Origin of the sequence: Rhodococcus sp. ZPP (genome assembly GCF_017656075.1) — a bacterium.
Taxonomy (GTDB): domain Bacteria; phylum Actinomycetota; class Actinomycetes; order Mycobacteriales; family Mycobacteriaceae; genus Rhodococcus_F; species Rhodococcus_F oxybenzonivorans.
Window position 1 is genome coordinate 5,799,071 of record NZ_CP058638.1, and the last position, 17,831, is coordinate 5,816,901.

Genomic DNA, 17,831 nt, shown 5'->3' on the forward strand with positions numbered 1-17,831 from the left:
GAACGACCTTGGGGGAGGTTGGTTATGGGGGGATTAGCGGTACCGGATCTGGACGAGGTGCGTGCGTTCACCGCACGGCTTCGTCTGGCTTCTGCCGACGGCGATGCGGGGTTGGGCATCGATCTACTCGATGCGATCGAGACGTTGAAGTCGGTGGGCTGCGCAGTGCAGGCGGTGATCACCGACGACGTCGCCACGAGTATCCGACACGACCGTGAAGCTCGACAACTGCCGCGGTCCGAGTGGGACCGGGGGATTGCGTCGCAGATTGCATTGGCGCGCAGGGAATCTCCGAACCGAGGTGGCCGGCATCTGGGGTTCGCGCGGGCGTTGGTGCATGAAATGCCACACACCCTGGACTTGTTGCGATCGGGGCGGTTGAACGAATGGCGCGCCACCCTGCTCGTGCGCGAGACAGCCTGCCTGTCGGCGCACGATCGGGCGATTGTCGACCGCCGATTGTGCGCGGATTCAGGCATTCTCGACGGAGTCGGCGACCGGGGTCTGGTTGCACGAGCGAAAGCCCTGGCGGTCGAACTCGATGCCGCGGCGGTCGTCCGAAGGCACCGCAAGGCAATCTCGGAGCGACGGGTCACCACCCGTCCGGCGCCGGACTCGATGGCGTATCTCAGCGTGTTGATGCCTGTGGAACAGGCTGTCTGCCTGCAGGCCACGCTGAGCCGGGACGCCGACAGTCTCATCGCCACCGGCAACAGTGGTGGCCGCACCCGCAATCAGGTGATGGTGGATCTGTTGTTCGCGCGCGGCACCGGAGCGTCACTGGCGTCCGGTGTGCCGGTGTCGGTGAACCTGGTGCTGTCGGACGAGTCGCTGCTGGCCGGCGGCCACGAGGCAGCCCACCTGCAGGGGTTCGGGCCGGTGCCGGCGGGGATAGCACGACACATGGTGGCTGACGCCATCGATGGAGTTGCCGAGACGACATTGCGGCGGGTGTATTCGTGCCCACAGTCGGGGGCGTTGACGGCGATGGAATCCCAGTCGCGCACGTTCCCGAAGAGCCTGAAGACGCTGATCGATCTCCGCGACCGCACCTGTCGCACACCGTGGTGCGATGCCCCGATCCGCCATCACGACCACATCCGCTCGTACGGCAACGCGGGTGCGACCAGCGCGGACAACGGGTCCGGGCTGTGCGAGGCCTGCAACTACGCGAAGGAGGCACCAGGATGGAACGCCCGCCCACTACGCGATCCCGGCCGCACCCACCTCATCGACCTCGGCACCCCGACCGGACACCACTATCGCTCTGCGGCCCCACCGCTACCGGCGGCCGCGCACCTGCGCGCATCGTGAGGGGGTCAGCAGTCGATGACGAGCCAGCCGCCGTGGTGTTCGAACACCGCGAACGGGCGTCCTGTCGCGTCGCCGAGCTTCGTGAGCGACGGGGTGTCGAAGGTGCGGATATGTCCGTGGCACGCGGTTGCCTCGTCCTCATAGGGGACAGCGACGACAACCCGGTCGCGGGCAACGCGGAGTGCCTCGGATATCACCGCGGTACCGATGCTGTCGTCGACGTGTTCGAGGAGGTGGATGGCGGTGACGGTGTCGAAGCTGTCGTCGGGAACCGGTACGTGCGCGGCGTCGCAGACGAGGGTGTCCAGGTCCAGTCCGAGCTCTGGTGCCACGGCGTCGAGGAGGGTCATGGTGCCCGGCAGAATGTCGGTCGCCGTGACGGAGCGACCCGCGCGGGCGAGTCGCAGGGGCAAGAATCCGAAGCACGACCCGAGGTCCAGGACGGAACCGCGGACGAGTTCCTCCGCCTTCTCGTGGATCGGTGCGAAGTCGGCGGTGCCGTCCAGCAATTCGTCCAGAGAGTTGCGGTAGTAGACGGTCCAGGCCTCGAGCGCACCGTCGACGGTGGAGCGAACAAGCCCGACCATGGTCGACTCGAATTCGTCCTGGCCGAAGTCGGCGTCCTCGATCGACGCAGTGACCGAGGCCACGAGCCGCTCGCTCAGATCCTCCGGTGTCAGGGCATGCCGCACCCACAAGTGGTCGCCGTCGCGGGCGAGCGTGAGCGGTCCGGCGGCGACGCGCTCTACCGTGACGTGGCCGTGTGACCAGAGTCCGGATTCGCACGGAGCGAGAGAGTCGAAAGCGGAGGTGTCGAGAGTGGAGGACATTCGAGGCAACCTTGCCTAGTGGTGATGGCGGGAGGAGATCAGGTTCGTGTGTCGGGCTCGCCGAGGGAACTCAGCCCATCGTAAAGCGATTGCATTCCGCTGGCGAGTAGTTCGTTCAGTTCGAGCGAATCGTCATCGAGCCACTGCTCGTATGCCGACATCGCAACCCCGAGTAGGAGATAACCGACAGTGCGCGGAATGTGGTCGGTGGGTGAGACTCCGAGCCGGCCGGCCACGTACTCGGCGATGACGTTGCGCCATCCTTCGTACATCACCACCGAATATGCCTGCAGCGCAGGTACCCGCAGAATGAGGCCCATCCGCTTGCGGTGATTGACTTCCTCGCTTGCAGGGAAGGCGTTGAACTCGAGGAGGGCGGCCGTGAGGCCATCCGCGATCGGAATGTCGTCCGGCTGTGCGGCGAGTTGAGCGCGCATCTCGGCGAGGTGGGCATCGAAATCGCCCCACGGGATCGCATTCTTGGACGGGAAGTAGCGAAACAGGGTGCGCCGGGCGATGCCGGATGCCTCGGCGACCTCGTCGACGCTGGTGGCGTCGAACCCTTGCCGGGTGAACAGCTCGATCCCCACGGTACTGATCCGGTCCTGCGTCGTGGACGGGCGTCGCCCTATCCGACTGGCTGGTTTTCGACGACTTTTCATGTTTCGTCCCTCCCGGTCTGTCATTCTGCACTCGATGCCATTACAGTGGTGAGGCGAGTCACAGAAGGGTCCTCCTATGACGGGAAGCATCCCAGTGACTCGCCTACGTATCACCGAACAGTAGGAGGAAATCATGTCCGATCGTGACAACAACGTGCTGGAGAACGACCTCGTCGAGGAATCTCTCGTCGAAGAGGTGTCGATCGACGGCATGTGCGGCGTGTACTGACATGCCCGAAGCACCCGCAGCGACCGGTACAGCCGGTATCGATCTCGATGTGGGCTGGAAGCTTCATCCGCAGGTGGCGCTGCGTCCCGAGCCGTTCGGGGCGCTGCTCTACCACTTCGGGACACGCAAGCTGTCGTTCCTGAAGAACCGCACAATCGTCGCGGTGGTGGAGGCCCTTCCCGACCACTCCGACGCCCGGTCCGCATTGCGGGCGCAGGGCATCGGGGACGACACCGCTCCGCAGTATGCGCGAGCCCTCGGCACTTTGGCCGAGTCGCACATGATCGTCCCCGCCTGACCAGCTCTCTTCGCCCCGTATCAGAGGATCCAGCCCATGACCTCCATGCTCGAAAGGCCCTCCGCCCCGGTCGGCCGACTCGTCGACCAGTTCGAACTGGGACTCGACGCCCCGATCTGCCTCACGTGGGAACTGACCTACGCGTGCAACTTGTCGTGTGTGCACTGCCTGTCCTCGTCGGGGCGGCGTGATCCACGGGAGCTGAGCACCGAGCAGTGCAAGGCGATCATCGACGAACTGCAGCGTATGCAGGTGTTCTACGTCAACATCGGTGGCGGCGAGCCCACCGTGCGCTCCGACTTCTGGGAACTCGTCGATTACGCCACCGCGCACCAGGTGGGAGTCAAGTTCTCCACGAACGGGGTGAAGATCGACAAGAAGGTTGCCGCCCGGCTCGCGGCGAGCGACTACGTCGACGTGCAGATCTCCTTGGACGGCGCGACGGCCGAGGTCAATGATGCCGTTCGTGGTCCGGGATCGTTCGCGATGGCGGTGCGGGCGCTGGAGAATCTGTCCGAGGCCGGTTTCAAGGACGCCAAGATCTCCGTGGTGGTCACCCGGCACAACGTGTCCCAGCTCGACGACTTCAAGGCCCTGGCGGACAAGTACGGCGCCACCCTGCGCATCACCCGATTGCGCCCGTCCGGCCGAGGAGCGGACGTGTGGGACGAGCTGCACCCCACCCAGGCGCAGCAGCGTGAGTTGTACAACTGGCTGGTCGCCAATGGTGACGGTGTGCTCACGGGCGACTCCTTCTTCCATCTTTCCGCTTACGGTGACGCGTTGCCGGGCCTGAATCTCTGCGGCGCCGGCCGGGTAGTCTGCCTGATCGACCCGATCGGTGACGTCTACGCCTGCCCCTTCGCCATTCACGAGCAGTTCCTCGCCGGAAACATCCTGGCGGACGGCGGCTTTCAGCATGTGTGGCAGCACTCCGACCTGTTCCAGGAACTGCGGTCTCCGCAAACCGGGGGAGCGTGCAGCAAGTGCGCCCACTACGACTCTTGCCGCGGCGGCTGTATGGCCGCGAAGTTCTTCACCGGGCTTCCGATGGACGGACCCGACCCCGAATGTGTTCAGGGATACGGCGAGGCGGCGCTCGCAGGTGAGCGCGGCGACATTCCGAAATCCAGCGTCGACCACTCCCGCACCGGCCAGCGTCGGACTCCTCGGGCACCGGTTCCGCTGACGTTGATGGTGCGTCCGCCCGCCAAGATTTGTGACGAGAACCCGCTTGCGGGAATGGAACAGACGTAAACCGTCTGTCGGTATGAGAGGTTTTTTCGACATGGGTAAGAATCCGTTCTTCGAGACTGTGGCCGAGGCCCAGCGTCGCGCGAAGAAGCGTTTGCCGAAGTCCGTGTATGCGGCTCTGATCGCCGGTTCCGAGCGCGGGCTGACGGTCGACGACAATGTCACGGCGTTCGGTGAGCTGGGGTTCGCCCCGCACGCCGTCGGTCTCTCGGACAAGCGCGAGCTGTCTACCACCGTGATGGGGCAGAACATTTCGCTTCCCGTCGTGATTTCCCCGACCGGTGTGCAGGCGGTGCACCCCGACGGCGAGGTCGCGGTTGCACGTGCTGCGGCGGCCAGGGGGACGGCGATCGGCTTGAGTTCGTTCGCGAGCAAGTCGGTCGAAGAGGTCACCGCGGCGAATCCCCAGACCTTCTTCCAGATGTACTGGGTCGGTACCCGGGACGTGCTGATTCAGCGGATGGAGCGGGCTCGTGCGGCCGGCGCCACCGGGCTGATCATCACCACCGACTGGTCCTTCTCCTACGGGCGCGACTGGGGCAGCCCGGCCATCCCGGAGAAGATGGATCTCAAGGCGATGATCCAGTTCGCACCGGAAGGCATCACGCGTCCGAAGTGGCTTTACGAGTTCGCGAAGACCCGGAAGATCCCGGATCTCACCACACCGAACCTCGCGGCACCCGGTCAGGAACCGCCCACGTTCTTCGGTGCGTACGGCGAATGGATGCAGACACCGCTGCCCACCTGGGACGACATTGCGTGGCTCCGTGAGCAGTGGGGTGGACCGTTCATGCTGAAGGGTGTCATGCGCATCGACGACGCCAAGCGTGCCGTCGACGCCGGTGTCACGGCCATCTCGGTGTCCAATCACGGTGGTAACAACCTCGACGGCACACCTGCGCCGATTCGGGCGCTGCCCGCTATCGCCGATGCGGTCGGCGATCAGGTCGAGATCCTGCTGGACGGCGGCGTCCGCCGCGGCAGCGACGTCGTCAAGGCGCTCGCTCTCGGCGCCAAGGCCGTCATGATCGGCCGCGCGTACCTGTGGGGCCTTTCGGCGAACGGTCAGGCCGGTGTCGAAAACGTTCTCGACGTCCTGCGCGGCGGCATCGATTCGGCGCTCCTCGGACTGGGGCACTCGTCCATTCACGACCTCAGCGCATCCGACGTCGTGATCCCGCCCGGATTCCAACGCGTCCTGGGCGCCGAATCCTGACTCGACACGCGTAGATGGCTGCGCAGCTGACCGACCGGATCACCCTGGCGGGGCGTCATGCCTCCTCCAGGGTGCTCTTCGGTCCGCACGTCACGAATCTCGGTGTGCGACGGTCTATTTCCCCGCGTCACGTTGCGTACTACGAGCGGCGGGCGAGAGGTGGTGCGGGAATCGTCGTCACCGAGGTCGCGTCGGTGCACGCCTCCGACTGGCCCTATGAGCGCGCGCCACTCGCTGCCGACTGCGTTGACGGCTGGCGTGACGTCGTGTCGGCGTGCCGCCCACACGGCACTCTGGTGCTGGCCGGGCTGGGTCACACCGGACTCCAGGGCTCGAGCGCCTATTCACAGTCCGTGCTGTGGGGACCGTCCCGCGTGCCCGACGTGGTGTCGCGGGAGATGCCGATGCCGATGGAGCGGCCCGAAATCGAGGAACTCGTCGAGGGTTTCCGCGCCGCCGCGGCCCGTGTGGTCGAGGCGGACATGGACGGGGTCGAACTCGACGCCGGGCCGAGGGGGCTGCTGCGTCAATTCCATTCGGCGCTCACCAATGTACGCGGCGACGAGTACGGGGCCGACCGTCTCAGGCTCACCCGCGAGGTGATTACCGCTGTCCGGGAGGAACTGGGCCCGGGTCGAGTACTGTCGCTGCGTCTTTCGTGCGACGAACGGACGTCGTGGGGTGGCATCACACCCTCCGTCGCCGCAGAGCAGGCGAAAACCCTGGCCGGTGCGCTCGATCTCTTGGTCGTGGTCCGCGGCGGCGCACTGTCGGTAACGGCCTACCGTCCCGATTTTCACACTCCGGCCGGATTCAACACGGAGACGTGCTTGTCTGTTCGGCGGGCGGTGGCCGGCGGCGTTCCGGTCGCTCTGCAGGGCAGTGTGATCGACCCCGTACTCGCTCGGCGAGCGCTCGATGACGGTGTCGCGGACGTGATCGAGATGACGCGAGCGCAGATCGCGGACCCCGATCTGGTCGCCAAGATCCGGAGCGGTTCCGCGCCGCGCCCCTGCATACTGTGCAATCAGACCTGCCGGGTGCGTGACCCCCGCAATCCTCTCGTCACCTGTGTCGGCAATCCGACCGCCGGGCACGAGGTCGTCGACCCACCGGAACCGCAACCGTATCCGTGTATATCCGCGGATGCGGAGACGGCGCTCGTGGTGGGCGGGGGGCCGGCGGGACTCGAAGCGGCGCGCGTCCTCGCGACGTCCGGTCACCGTGTCACGGTCGCCGAGGCGGCAGACCGCCTCGGTGGTCTGGTAAGGACAGCCGCCGCCGATGCACCGCACCTGCAGCCTCTGACGGGCTGGCTCGAAGCCGAGTGCAGGTCCTTGGGTGTCGATTTCCGCCTCGGTGTCACTGTGTCCGACGCGGACATCGATGCCGCTCACAAGAATGGGGTGACCGTGGTGGTGGCCACCGGTAGCCGGCCCCGCCCAGCGCCATTTCCCGTCGAAGGGACCACCCAGTGCGTCGACGCCGTCGACGTGTTGAGCGGCGCCGCCCTGCGCGAGGGTCCGGTCCTGGTCTTCGATCCGATCGGAGGCCCGATCGCGGTCGCCCTCGCCGAATGGCTCGCGGCGTCGGGGCGCGAGGTCGGTGTGGTGACTCCCGACCCGGTGGCCGGATCGCGTCTGGGCCCGAGCGGCGACCTGTTCGACGCCAACGGGCGTCTGCAACGGGCGGGAGTCGCCCGTCACCTGTCGAGCCGGATCGTGTCGGCGGGACACTCGGGTGCGCGGATCCGGAACCGGTACACCGGTGCGGAAACGCTGGTGCCGTGTGCCGCCGTGATCGACTGTTCCCCCCGGTTACCCGATAACACTCTGCGCTCCGGCGCGGTTCGGGTCGGTGACTGCGTTGCTCCCCGAACACTTCTCGAAGCGATCCGCGAAGGCCGCCTCGAGGCACATGCCCTTCGGTTACCCGCGTCAACGAGAGATAGGACGATGTCATGGGACAGTTCGACGGCAAGGTAGCGTTCATCACCGGGGCCGCCCGAGGGCAGGGGCGGACGCACGCTGTGCGGCTGGCCCGTGAGGGCGCGGCGATCATCGCCGTCGACATCTGCGGACCGGTATCGACGTACAACACCTATGAACCGGCGACGCCCGACGACCTGGCCGAAACGGTGCGACTGGTGGAGTCCGAAGGCGGCAAGATTCTCGCCGAACAGGCCGACGTCCGGGACAGCGCCGCGCTGCGGGCCGTGGTGGATCGGGGCGTCGAACAGTTCGGGCGGCTCGACATCGTGATCGCGAATGCGGGCATCTGTAACTGGAGCCGATTCTGGGAGATGCCCGACGAGCAGTGGGAGACGCTGATCGATGTCAATCTCACGGGTGCGTGGAAGACATTGAAGGCGGCAGTGCCGGCTTTGATCGAGGGCGGGCGGGGTGGGTCCATCATCGTCGTGAGCTCGGTCGCCGGTATCAAACCCTTGCCGGGTCAGGCCAATTATGCAGCTTCCAAGTTCGGCCTGGTCGGCCTGACGCAGACGGCGGCAAAAGAGCTCGGCGAGTACAAGATCCGGGTCAACTCGATTCACCCGTACGGTGTCAAGACCCCGATGGGCACCGACCCCGGCAGCCTGGTGATACTCGAGAAGCACCCCCATTATCTGTCGAGCTTCGGAACGATCCTCACCGAGCATCCGCTGGCCGGGACCGACGACATCACCGATGCGGTGCTGTGGCTGGCCGGTGACGGTTCCCGCACGGTCACCGGAAGTCAGGTCGCTCTCGACATGGGCAACACCAAGGTGTGAACACCGCCTACCGTCACCTCTTCACCCCGTTGCGCCTCGGACCGCTCACCGTGCGCAATCGGGTGGTCTTCTCGGCGCACCTCACGGGATACGCCGTCGACGGACTCCCCACCGAGCAACACGCCGCCTATTACGCGGCGCGCGCGAGGGGTGGAGCCGGGCTGATCATCTCCGAGGAACATGCCACCCATCCGGGTGACTGGCCGTACGAGAAGGTGATCGCGGGTTACCGCCCCGAGGTGGTACCCGGATATCGGCGGATCACCGACGCCGTGCACGAGTACGGCGTACCGATTCTGGCTCAGCTCAACCACAACGGTGGTCAGGGGTCGAGCCTGTATTCACGCCGGCCGCTGTGGGCGCCGAGTGCTGTACCCGACCCGTTGTTCCGTGAAGTACCGAAGGAGGTGGACAGCGGGGAGATCCGGACGCTGATCGACGGGTACGCACTCGTCGCCGAGCAGTGCATCCGCGGCGGCTTCGACGGCATCGAACTGCAGTGCTCCCATTCTTCGCTCGTCCGTAGCTTCCTGGCGCCGGCGACCAACCAGCGCACCGACCGCTACGGGGGTTCGCTCCGGAACCGCGCACGGTTCCTCCTCGAGGTCGTGGCCGCGGTCCGCGAGGCGATCGGACCGGACCATGCACTCGGGGTGCGGCTCGCCGGTGACGATCGGTTCGACGGAGGCGTCGAGCTGGACGAGGCCGTGGAGGTGGCGGCCTTCGTCGATGCCTGTGGGCAGGTCGACTACATCAACACCTCGATCGGGATGGCCACCGAAACCCTGCACATGATCGAAGCGTCGATGGCGGTGCCCCGCGGCTATGCACTGTTCATTCCGAACGCCCTCCGGCAACGGGTGGGTCTTCCCGTGGTCGGAGTCGGACGGTTCACGGATCCAGCTCAGGCCGACCGGGCTTTGGCAGAAGGTCATTGCGACCTGATCGGTGTGGTGCGCGGACAGGTCGCTGATCCCGACTTCGCCGCAAAGGCGCTGGCGGGGGACACGGCCGGCATCCGGACGTGCCTGTCGTGCAATCAGGAATGCGTCGGCCGGATGGGCCTCGGCCGGTGGCTCGGTTGCGTCGTCAACCCGCGTGCGGGCAAGGAATCCGTGGCCCTGCCCGAACCGCGGGTCCGCGGGCGCCGCGTTGTTGTCGTCGGGGGCGGTCCGGCAGGATTACAGGCAGCCGCGACGGCCGCGCTGCGTGGTCACACCGTGACGCTGTACGAGCGGGCGCGGGAACTCGGGGGACAGGTCCGTACTGCCGCAGTGGTCCCCGGCCGCCGTGAATTGCTCAGCCTGGTCACGAATTTGAAGATGGAGTGCCGCCGTCTCGGTGTGGATCTGCGCACCGGCACATCGGCGACGGTAGAGGGCGTGGCCGGGTGCTCCCCGGACGTGGTGGTGCTGGCAACGGGAGCTCGTCCGGTGCGCCCCCACTGGGCCGGCCGATCCGATCGGATAGTGGATGTGCGCGACGTCCTCGAAGGACGGGCCGGGCCGCAGGGGACGGTGCTGGTGGTCGACGACCTGGGGTTCCACCAGGGAACGTCGGTGGCGGAGTTCCTTGCGGACGGCGGGTGCGAGGTCACGATCTGTACACCGGGAATGATCGTCGGTCAGGACCTCGGGATCACCCTGGACCTCGAGGGCTGGAACGAGCGGGCGCACCGTAAGGGCATCACCCAGTTGACCGAGGTGGTGCCGACCGGCAGTGGCCCTGGCGAGCAATCGCAGGTCGCCGTTGCGCTGCTGCATCACCCGACCGGTCGGGTCAGCAGATTCACCGTCGATTGGGTGGTGGTTTCCGTCCATCAAGAACCCGACGCCGACCTCTGGGCCCCGTTGACTACCGCGGGGTTCGACGTGCATCGCATCGGCGACGTCCTCGCCCCGCGGCGCGCGCACTCGGCCGTCATCGAGGGTGAACGGGTCGCGTTGTCGCTCTGATGGCAGCCCCTTCTTCCGCCTCGCATAGCATCGGGGCATGACCGCTTCCGGGCCCCTCGAGGATGCAGTGTGGACGGATTTGGACCGCGGCGGGGCGACTGTCGCCGTCCCCGTCGGCTCCCTCGAGCAGCACGGCCCGCACCTTCCGCTGGACACCGACACTGCAATCGCCGCAGCGGTGACAGGGGCCTTACCCGGTGTGCTGGCGGCGCCCGCGATTGCCTACGGAGCCAGCGGCGAGCACGAGGCGTTTCCGGGAACGGTGTCGCTCGGCGCGGATGCGCTCGACACGGTGCTGGTGGAGTACGGGAGGTCGGCATGCCGCTGGGCGGGTCGGGTGCTGTTCGTCAACGGTCACGGCGGCAACGGTCCCGCGCTGGTCAAGGCTGTTGCCTTGCTCCGGTACGAGGGCCGGGATGTCGCCTGGGTACCCTGCGCCGTGCCGGGTGCAGATGCGCACGCCGGCCGTACGGAAACGTCCCTGTTGCTACACCTTTCACCCGACCGGGTACGTTTGTCCAGCGCCGAACCCGGCAATGTCGAACCTCTCGCAAGCTTGATGCCAAGACTGCGCGAAGGCGGTATGGTCGCCGTGTCGGCCAACGGCGTGCTCGGTGATCCGACGGGCGCCACGGCCGCGGAGGGGGCGCACTTGTTCGGCGCACTCGTCGAAGACGTGTCCAAGGCACTGGCCCGGTGGGAGCCGGGCCCCGATGGGAGGCTCACATGACCCACGCGGGAGTCCTCGGGTGGCTGAGGACGCATCGTCGTACCCTCGGTGTTCCCGATATCCGGTATGACCTGCCCGTGCTGTCCGACCCGCATACCATCGACTGATGCGCCAAGCTCGACTTCCCGACGGATTCGGGATCCGGATCGATCCGAAGGTGCGCGCATATTCCGGCGGCCGAGTCCTCATCGGCGGTTCACCGACACGCATGTTGAAACTCGCGCCCACCGCTGCGGCCATGATCGGCGACGGATTCCTCGAGGTCGTCGATCCCCAGTCGGCGGTGGTCGCCCGCAGACTCCTCGATTCCGGCGTCGCCAATCCGCGGCCGATGAGCACTCCCTCACCCCAGGACGTCACCGTTGTCATTCCGGTGAAGAACAATCCGGGCGGGCTCCACCGCCTCCTCGCGTCGCTGCGGGGCCTGGAAGTGATCGTGGTGGACGACGGTTCCGACGTTCCGGTGGTCTCTCCCGCGTTGCAGAACGGGTGCGGACGCGTCACCGTTCTCCGCCATGACACCGCCAGGGGTCCCGCCGCGGCAAGAAACACCGGTCTCCGTTCCGCGGCAACCCCCTTCGTTGCCTTTTTGGACTCCGACGTGCTGCCTCGAACGGGATGGATCGAAGTGATGCTCGGCCATTTCAGTGACCCTGCGGTCGCGCTCGTGGCCCCGCGGATCGTCGCTCTCGACCCCGAGGCGAGCACGCTGGCGCGATACGAGCACGGCCGATCCTCACTGGATCTGGGGCGCAAGGAATCGGCGGTCCAATCCGGCGGGCCCGTGTCGTATGTGCCCAGCGCGGCGATGATCGCCCGCCGTGAGGTGGTGGACGAGTTCGGTGGATTCGACGAGTCTATGCACGTCGCCGAGGATGTAGACCTGTGCTGGCGCCTGCAGGAATCCGGCTGGCGGCTGCGGTACGAGCCTGTGGCTCATGTGGCGCATGATCACCGGGTCACCTTCGGCAAGTGGTTCGACCGCAAGTTGTTCTACGGGACGGGTGCGGCGCCGCTCGCCTCGCGGCACGCGGGGATGGTTCCGCCGCTGTCCATGTCGCCGTGGACGTTTTTCGCGTGCATCGCCGCAGCCACCTGCACTCGGCTCGGTCTGCTCGGAGCCGTCGCCACCCTGGCGATGATGGTGGTGCGTCTTCGCCGCATGTTCACCGGGCTCGATCAGCCCACCCGCATCGCCGCGATTCTCGCAGCTCGAGGGTTTGCGGGCGGTGCCTGGCAGCTTGCCTCCGCGATGTGCCGGCACTACTGGCCGATCACGCTCTTGGCGGTGGTGCTGTCGAGACGGATCCGCCGGATCGCCCTCGCCATCGCGATCGCGGAGGGGTTCGCCGACTGGGTCACCCACCGTGAACCCGGTGGACTGGGTCCCGTGCGGCACACTGCGTTCAAACGGATCGACGACATCGCCTACGGTGCCGGACTGTGGAAGGGCGTGATCGCTGCCCGTGATTTCGACGCCGTGAAGCCTCGGCTGAAATCGTAGTGGCCGGTCCCGTCCGAGCTGCCGACGTGGTAGTCGTCGGCGGTGGTTCGAGTGGTTGTGTCGTCGCTGCGCGGCTCAGCGAGGATCCCGACCGAACCGTCGTCCTGCTCGAGTCCGGTCCCGGGTATCGATCGGCGGCCGAGTGTTCTTCCGTGCTCGACTATCGCACGTTGCCGGTCGGCCCGCGCAGTCCCTACGGCGACACCTACGGAATCGAACTGACGCCCGGCATACCTTCGGCCATGGTGCGCGGTCATGTCCTCGGAGGCTCGGGCGCCGTCAACGGTGCATATTTCATCCGCGGGACGGCGCCGGACTTCGATCGGTGGCCGCCTTCCTGGTCGTACGAGCACGTGCTGCCCTTCTTCCGCGCGCTGGAGACAGACGTGGATTTCGAGGGTCCAATGCATGGCGCAACGGGCCCTGTGCCGGTGCGCAGGCAACCGGCCGATCGGCTGAGTGCGGTAAGTGCAGCCTTCCACCTCGCCGCCCTCGACCTGGGGTTCGCGGAGGAAGCGGACAAGAACGGGCGCGACGGCGAGGGAATCGGACCCGTGCCGCTCAATGTCGGCGACGGCCGGCGGATCAGTACGGCGTCGGCCTATCTGCTGCCCGCGCTCGATCGCCCCAATCTCACGGTCGACGTCGACTCGCACGTCGTTCGCATCCTTTTCTCGGGCACCAGGGCGGTCGGCGTCGAGGTCGACAGCGGCGGCGCCCGACGGGTGGTCCGGGCGGATCGGGTGGTTCTCGCGGCAGGCGCCGTCGAGACGCCTGTGCTGCTGATGCACTCGGGAATCGGGCCGGCTGAACATTTGCGGGACAACGGCATTCGTCCGGTGACGGATGCACCGGGTGTCGGGAGCGACTTCAGCGACCACCCCGAAGTGGGTCTGCCCTATCGGGTCCGGGCTCCACTGAGCCGCGACGCCACCAGTCCGGTGCTCGAGGCCGTGCTCAACGTCGGGCAGATCGAAATTCGTCCGTACACGGCATCTTTCGATGTCCTCGTGCCCGGATCCGGTCAGCCCGTTCCCCGGCTCGGAATAGGTGTGATGACCCCGGAGAGCCGGGGTCGAATTCGGCTGGCGTCCCCGCACCGCCGCGTCCGTCCGCGGATAGAGTATCGCTACGCGGAAACGGACTCCGATCGCCGGGCGCTCCGGAACGGCGTCGCTCTCGGTGTGGAACTTCTCCGATCGCCGGCCTTCCACTCGCTGGTGGAGCCGATCTGGGAGGAGGTGTCGGACAACGAGGTGCGCGCCCACCTGGGGACGTCGCAGCACCTCTGTGGCAGTTGCCGAATGGGGAATTCGGACGACGCCGGCGCGGTGGTCGACGAGCGCTGCAATGTCCGTGGAATCGACGGACTCACCATTGCCGACACGTCGGTGTTCCCGGTTGTGCCGAGTCGTGGCCCGCACGCCACCGCGGTGATGGTGGCCGAACGGGTCAGTACCTTCCTCTCAGGGTGACAGCCCTCGCCCGCCGGAAGTGTGGCCCGCGTTACAGTAGTAGAGACGCCGTGGAGGATCCGATGCAGAAGCAACCGCCCACCGGGGGCAACCCGTGGGTCGCCGTACGACCCGGCGACGATGTCGCAGTGCTCGCACGACGGGTGTCGTCGGCGCACCAATTGTTCGTCGACCGGTCCGTGCCCGCCGTCTCCGACACGGAGCAGAACGCCGTCCGCTCCGTCATCCTCGATTCGTGGATGCGGAGCACCCGTAAGGGCGTCAATCCGGACGGCGCCGCCCGGGCAGATCATCTTGCCGCCTCGGAGCTGGCCGAGTACCGGGCCTCGCATCCGATGGCGCTGATCCGCCCGGTCGTGCGCAAACTCCTCGTCGAGGACGCGGCCGACACCGGTCTTCTCGTCGCTATCACCGACGAGAAGGGACAGCTGCTGTGGGTCGAAGGCGATTCCACGGCCAAGGATCGCGCGCTGAACATGAACTTCGTCGAGGGTGCCGACTGGAGTGAAGACACCGTCGGCACCAACGCTCCGGGAACGGCTCTGGCCCTCGATCACTGCGTGCAGATCTTCGGTGCCGAGCATTTCAGCCGTTCGGTCCACGAGTGGAGTTGCTCGGCTGCCCCGGTCCACGATCCGGCCACCGGGCTGATCGTCGGGGCCATCGACATCACCGGTGGTCCGCGGGTAGCCGTGCCCGAGGTGCTCTCGCTGATTCGGGCCACCGTTGCCGCGGCAGAAGCCGAACTACGGCTGAACCTGCTGCGTTCGCCGCAGCCCCTCGTCGACACCGTCACCCGGTTGGAGGTACTGGGCTCGGGTCGGCCCAGCCTCGTCCGCGAGGGCCGGCGTACTCCGCTGTCGCGGCGCCACGCAGAAATTCTGCTGCTCCTCGCCGAGCATCCCGAGGGGCTCAGTTCGGACCGTCTCGCCGTCCTCCTCGACGAGAGTGATCTGGACTCGGTCACGATCAGGGCCGAGATGTCCCGGCTCCGAAAAGTTTTCGGAACGGCCGGTATCGGTTCGCGCCCGTATCGGTTGCTCGCCGACCTGGTGTCGGATGTGCAGCAGGTGCGCAGTGCCCTCGACCGGGGCGAGCTCGCCGCTGCCCTGGACATCTATTCCGGTCCGGTGCTGCCCGGATCCGACGCACCCGGCGTCGAGGACATCCGGGACGAACTGCGTGCGCGGGTGCAGGCCGCGTTGCTGCGTGAGGGTGACCAGCGATTGCTGGCGCGGTGGACCACGTCGGTGCACGGCCGAGCAGACGTGGCCGCGTGGGAGGCCTATCTCGCCGGACTCGATCCACGTTCGCCCCTGTACTCGCAGGTCAAGTCTCGGGTCGATCTGTTCGATCAGCAGTACGCAACGTAGTTGCAACGGTACGTTCCCTAGTGTTGTGAGTCACATCCGAAAAGCAACTGAGCTTCACGACACCAGGGAGTTATCGATGACCGTGTATGCCCGCCCGGGTTCGCCCGACGCCGTCATGTCCTTCCAATCGCGTTACGACAACTGGATCGGCGGCCAGTGGGTTGCGCCCGTCAAGGGCCAGTACTTCGAGAATCCGACACCCGTCACCGGCCAGCCGTTCTGTGAGGTCGCCCGGTCTACGTCCGAGGACATCGAGCTCGCGCTCGACGCCGCGCACGCCGCGGCACCGGCTTGGGGCAAGACGTCCGTGGCCGAGCGCGCGATCATCCTGAACAAGATCGCCGACCGTATCGAGGAGAACCTCGAATCCATCGCGCTCGCCGAGTCCTGGGACAACGGCAAGCCGATCCGCGAGACCCTGAACGCGGACATTCCGTTGGCCGTGGATCACTTCCGCTACTTCGCCGGGGCCATTCGAGCGCAGGAGGGGGCGCTGTCGGAGATCGACAACGACACCGTCGCGTACCACTTCCACGAGCCGCTCGGCGTGGTCGGCCAGATCATTCCCTGGAACTTCCCCATCCTGATGGCCGTGTGGAAGCTGGCGCCCGCACTGGCCGCCGGAAACGCGGTAGTGCTCAAGCCTGCCGAGCAGACTCCGGCGTCGATCCTGCACCTGATCTCCATCATCGGTGACCTTCTGCCCGCCGGTGTGGTGAACATCGTCAACGGCTTCGGTGTCGAAGCAGGCAAGCCGTTGGCGTCGAGCCCCCGGATCAGGAAGATCGCGTTCACGGGCGAGACCACCACGGGCCGGCTCATCATGCAGTACGCCTCGCAGAACCTGATTCCGGTCACCCTCGAGCTGGGTGGCAAGAGTCCCAACATCTTCTTCTCGGATGTGTTGTCCTCCAACGACGATTACCAGGACAAGGCACTCGAGGGATTCACGATGTTCGCCCTCAACCAGGGCGAGGTGTGCACCTGCCCGTCGCGCTCGCTGATCCAGGAGGACATCTTCGACGAGTTCCTGGCGATGGCCGCCATTCGCACCAAGGCCGTGCGTCAGGGTGACCCGCTCGACACCGACACGATGATCGGCGCGCAGGCGTCCAATGATCAGCTCGAGAAGATCCTGTCCTACATCGAGATCGGCAAGGGTGAGGGCGCCAAGGTCATCACCGGTGGCGAGCGCGCGGAGCTCGGCGGCGATCTGTCGGGCGGATACTACGTTCAGCCGACCATCTTCACCGGCCAGAACAAGATGCGGATCTTCCAGGAGGAGATCTTCGGGCCCGTCGTCTCGGTCACCTCGTTCAAGGATTACGACCAGGCCATCGAGATCGCCAACGACACCCTGTACGGCCTGGGAGCCGGTGTGTGGTCGCGTGACGGCGGGGTCGCCTACCGCGCGGGCCGTGACATTCAGGCCGGCCGGGTGTGGACCAACACGTACCACCAGTACCCGGCGCACGCCGCCTTCGGTGGCTACAAGCAGTCCGGCATCGGCCGTGAGAACCACCTGATGATGCTCGAGCACTACCAGCAGACCAAGAACCTGCTGGTCAGCTACGCCGCGAAGGCTCAGGGCTTCTTCTGATGGACGCGGTTCGGGCGCCCGCGCGCCTGAAGGCAACCGCCGGGGCGGTGGAGCTTCTCCGCCGCCTCGGCGGTCTCCACGGCGCGCTGATGATGCATCAGTCGGGTGGATGTTGTGACGGCTCCGCGCCGATGTGTTACCCGGACGGCGAGTTCATCGTGGGGGACCGGGACGTGCTGCTCGGCGTCCTGGACCTCCGTCTCGGCGTCGGTGAGACGTTGCCGACGCGCCCCGAGGGCGTCGACGCGGTTCCGGTGTGGATTTCCGGTTCGCAGTTCGAGGCGTGGAAGCATACGCAGCTCGTACTCGACGTCGTGCCGGGTCGTGGGTCGGGATTCAGCGTCGAAAGCCCGGAAGGGATGCGGTTCCTCAGCCGGGCCCGCGCCTTCACACCCGAGGAGAACACCAGCCTCGCAGCCGAAGACGTCATCGTCGGTGAGCGGTGGGAGCAGGGCTGGCGGCCCGCCCCGTCCGCCGAGCCGCAGGTGGTCGCCGAGGCGGTCGACGCCTGCCCCGTGCCCGGCGTCCGCCCGGGCACGTGACGCGGCTCCGGTTTTTACGTCGTGGACACGCCACGCTGACACGACGTGTACACAGCACGCTTACCGTTCGCCTCGG

The 17,831-nt window shown here is 66.6% G+C and carries 16 protein-coding genes; 14 read left to right on the forward strand and 2 right to left on the reverse strand.

Annotated features, from left to right (window positions below):
* Positions 1-24: 24 nt before the first annotated feature.
* Positions 25-1,314, forward strand: coding sequence for a DUF222 domain-containing protein (locus tag HYG77_RS26730; protein WP_208961159.1), 1,290 nt, complete (start codon positions 25-27; stop codon positions 1,312-1,314).
* A gap of 5 nt (positions 1,315-1,319) precedes the next feature.
* Here HYG77_RS26730 and mftM read toward each other — a convergent pair whose 3' ends face one another.
* A complete protein-coding gene (mftM, locus tag HYG77_RS26735; protein WP_208961160.1) occupies positions 1,320-2,144 on the reverse strand; it encodes a mycofactocin oligosaccharide methyltransferase MftM in 825 nt (274 codons plus the stop codon).
* 38 nt (positions 2,145-2,182) lie between these two features.
* Complete coding sequence (mftR, locus tag HYG77_RS26740; RefSeq protein ID WP_109331699.1) at positions 2,183-2,806, reverse strand: mycofactocin system transcriptional regulator; 624 nt, start codon at positions 2,804-2,806, stop codon at positions 2,183-2,185.
* 133 nt (positions 2,807-2,939) lie between these two features.
* Here mftR and mftA point away from each other — a divergent pair, with 133 nt between their 5' ends.
* From mftA to HYG77_RS26805, 13 genes are all read left to right on the forward strand, one after another.
* Complete coding sequence (gene mftA, locus HYG77_RS26745) at positions 2,940-3,035, forward strand: mycofactocin precursor MftA (RefSeq protein WP_005573048.1); 96 nt, start codon at positions 2,940-2,942, stop codon at positions 3,033-3,035.
* A gap of 1 nt (position 3,036) precedes the next feature.
* Positions 3,037-3,333 (forward strand): mycofactocin biosynthesis chaperone MftB, encoded by a 297-nt coding sequence (mftB, locus tag HYG77_RS26750; protein WP_109331694.1) that lies wholly within the window; start codon positions 3,037-3,039, stop codon positions 3,331-3,333.
* A 36-nt stretch (positions 3,334-3,369) separates the two neighbouring features.
* The gene (gene mftC / locus HYG77_RS26755) at positions 3,370-4,590 is read left to right on the forward strand and encodes a mycofactocin radical SAM maturase (RefSeq protein ID WP_109331693.1); all 1,221 of its coding nucleotides are present in this window, start codon (positions 3,370-3,372) and stop codon (positions 4,588-4,590) included.
* A gap of 31 nt (positions 4,591-4,621) precedes the next feature.
* Positions 4,622-5,803: a pre-mycofactocin synthase MftD gene (gene mftD / locus HYG77_RS26760; RefSeq protein WP_109335232.1), complete on the forward strand. Its 1,182-nt coding sequence runs from the start codon at positions 4,622-4,624 to the stop codon at positions 5,801-5,803.
* Positions 5,804-5,817: 14 nt separating this feature from the next.
* Positions 5,818-7,788, forward strand: coding sequence for a mycofactocin system FadH/OYE family oxidoreductase 1 (locus HYG77_RS26765; protein WP_208961161.1), 1,971 nt, complete (start codon positions 5,818-5,820; stop codon positions 7,786-7,788).
* Positions 7,764-8,576, forward strand: coding sequence for a mycofactocin-coupled SDR family oxidoreductase (locus HYG77_RS26770; RefSeq protein ID WP_109331691.1), 813 nt, complete (start codon positions 7,764-7,766; stop codon positions 8,574-8,576). The genes HYG77_RS26765 and HYG77_RS26770 overlap by 25 nt, the downstream gene beginning before the upstream one ends.
* The gene (locus HYG77_RS26775) at positions 8,573-10,531 is read left to right on the forward strand and encodes a mycofactocin system FadH/OYE family oxidoreductase 2 (protein ID WP_208961162.1); all 1,959 of its coding nucleotides are present in this window, start codon (positions 8,573-8,575) and stop codon (positions 10,529-10,531) included. The genes HYG77_RS26770 and HYG77_RS26775 overlap by 4 nt, the downstream gene beginning before the upstream one ends.
* A 37-nt stretch (positions 10,532-10,568) precedes the next feature.
* Positions 10,569-11,261, forward strand: coding sequence for a mycofactocin biosynthesis peptidyl-dipeptidase MftE (gene mftE / locus HYG77_RS26780; RefSeq protein WP_109331689.1), 693 nt, complete (start codon positions 10,569-10,571; stop codon positions 11,259-11,261).
* 106 nt (positions 11,262-11,367) lie between these two features.
* The gene (gene mftF, locus HYG77_RS26785; RefSeq protein ID WP_208961163.1) at positions 11,368-12,765 is read left to right on the forward strand and encodes a mycofactocin biosynthesis glycosyltransferase MftF; all 1,398 of its coding nucleotides are present in this window, start codon (positions 11,368-11,370) and stop codon (positions 12,763-12,765) included.
* Positions 12,765-14,240 carry a mycofactocin system GMC family oxidoreductase MftG gene (mftG, locus tag HYG77_RS26790; protein WP_208961164.1) on the forward strand — a complete coding sequence of 492 codons (1,476 nt, stop codon included), beginning with the start codon at positions 12,765-12,767 and terminating at the stop codon, positions 14,238-14,240. Before mftF ends, mftG begins: the two co-directional genes overlap by 1 nt.
* A gap of 62 nt (positions 14,241-14,302) precedes the next feature.
* Complete coding sequence (locus tag HYG77_RS26795; RefSeq protein WP_109335231.1) at positions 14,303-15,613, forward strand: helix-turn-helix domain-containing protein; 1,311 nt, start codon at positions 14,303-14,305, stop codon at positions 15,611-15,613.
* A gap of 76 nt (positions 15,614-15,689) precedes the next feature.
* The gene (adh, locus tag HYG77_RS26800) at positions 15,690-17,213 is read left to right on the forward strand and encodes an aldehyde dehydrogenase (protein WP_109331686.1); all 1,524 of its coding nucleotides are present in this window, start codon (positions 15,690-15,692) and stop codon (positions 17,211-17,213) included.
* Positions 17,213-17,755 (forward strand): DUF779 domain-containing protein, encoded by a 543-nt coding sequence (locus tag HYG77_RS26805; RefSeq protein ID WP_208961165.1) that lies wholly within the window; start codon positions 17,213-17,215, stop codon positions 17,753-17,755. The genes adh and HYG77_RS26805 overlap by 1 nt, the downstream gene beginning before the upstream one ends.
* Positions 17,756-17,831: the final 76 nt, after the last annotated feature.

Excerpts from the sequence above, each read along its gene's own strand:
- HYG77_RS26730 (WP_208961159.1), top strand. The coding sequence starts at position 25 with ATGGGGGGATTAGCGGTACCGGATCTGGACGAGGTGCGTGCGTTCACC.
- mftM (WP_208961160.1), bottom strand. The coding sequence starts at position 2,144 with ATGTCCTCCACTCTCGACACCTCCGCTTTCGACTCTCTCGCTCCGTGC.
- mftR (WP_109331699.1), bottom strand. The coding sequence starts at position 2,806 with ATGAAAAGTCGTCGAAAACCAGCCAGTCGGATAGGGCGACGCCCGTCC.
- mftA (WP_005573048.1), top strand. The coding sequence starts at position 2,940 with ATGTCCGATCGTGACAACAACGTGCTGGAGAACGACCTCGTCGAGGAA.
- mftB (WP_109331694.1), top strand. The coding sequence starts at position 3,037 with ATGCCCGAAGCACCCGCAGCGACCGGTACAGCCGGTATCGATCTCGAT.
- mftC (WP_109331693.1), top strand. The coding sequence starts at position 3,370 with ATGACCTCCATGCTCGAAAGGCCCTCCGCCCCGGTCGGCCGACTCGTC.
- mftD (WP_109335232.1), top strand. The coding sequence starts at position 4,622 with ATGGGTAAGAATCCGTTCTTCGAGACTGTGGCCGAGGCCCAGCGTCGC.
- HYG77_RS26765 (WP_208961161.1), top strand. The coding sequence starts at position 5,818 with ATGGCTGCGCAGCTGACCGACCGGATCACCCTGGCGGGGCGTCATGCC.
- HYG77_RS26770 (WP_109331691.1), top strand. The coding sequence starts at position 7,764 with ATGGGACAGTTCGACGGCAAGGTAGCGTTCATCACCGGGGCCGCCCGA.
- mftE (WP_109331689.1), top strand. The coding sequence starts at position 10,569 with ATGACCGCTTCCGGGCCCCTCGAGGATGCAGTGTGGACGGATTTGGAC.
- mftF (WP_208961163.1), top strand. The coding sequence starts at position 11,368 with ATGCGCCAAGCTCGACTTCCCGACGGATTCGGGATCCGGATCGATCCG.
- HYG77_RS26795 (WP_109335231.1), top strand. The coding sequence starts at position 14,303 with ATGCAGAAGCAACCGCCCACCGGGGGCAACCCGTGGGTCGCCGTACGA.
- adh (WP_109331686.1), top strand. The coding sequence starts at position 15,690 with ATGACCGTGTATGCCCGCCCGGGTTCGCCCGACGCCGTCATGTCCTTC.
- HYG77_RS26805 (WP_208961165.1), top strand. The coding sequence starts at position 17,213 with ATGGACGCGGTTCGGGCGCCCGCGCGCCTGAAGGCAACCGCCGGGGCG.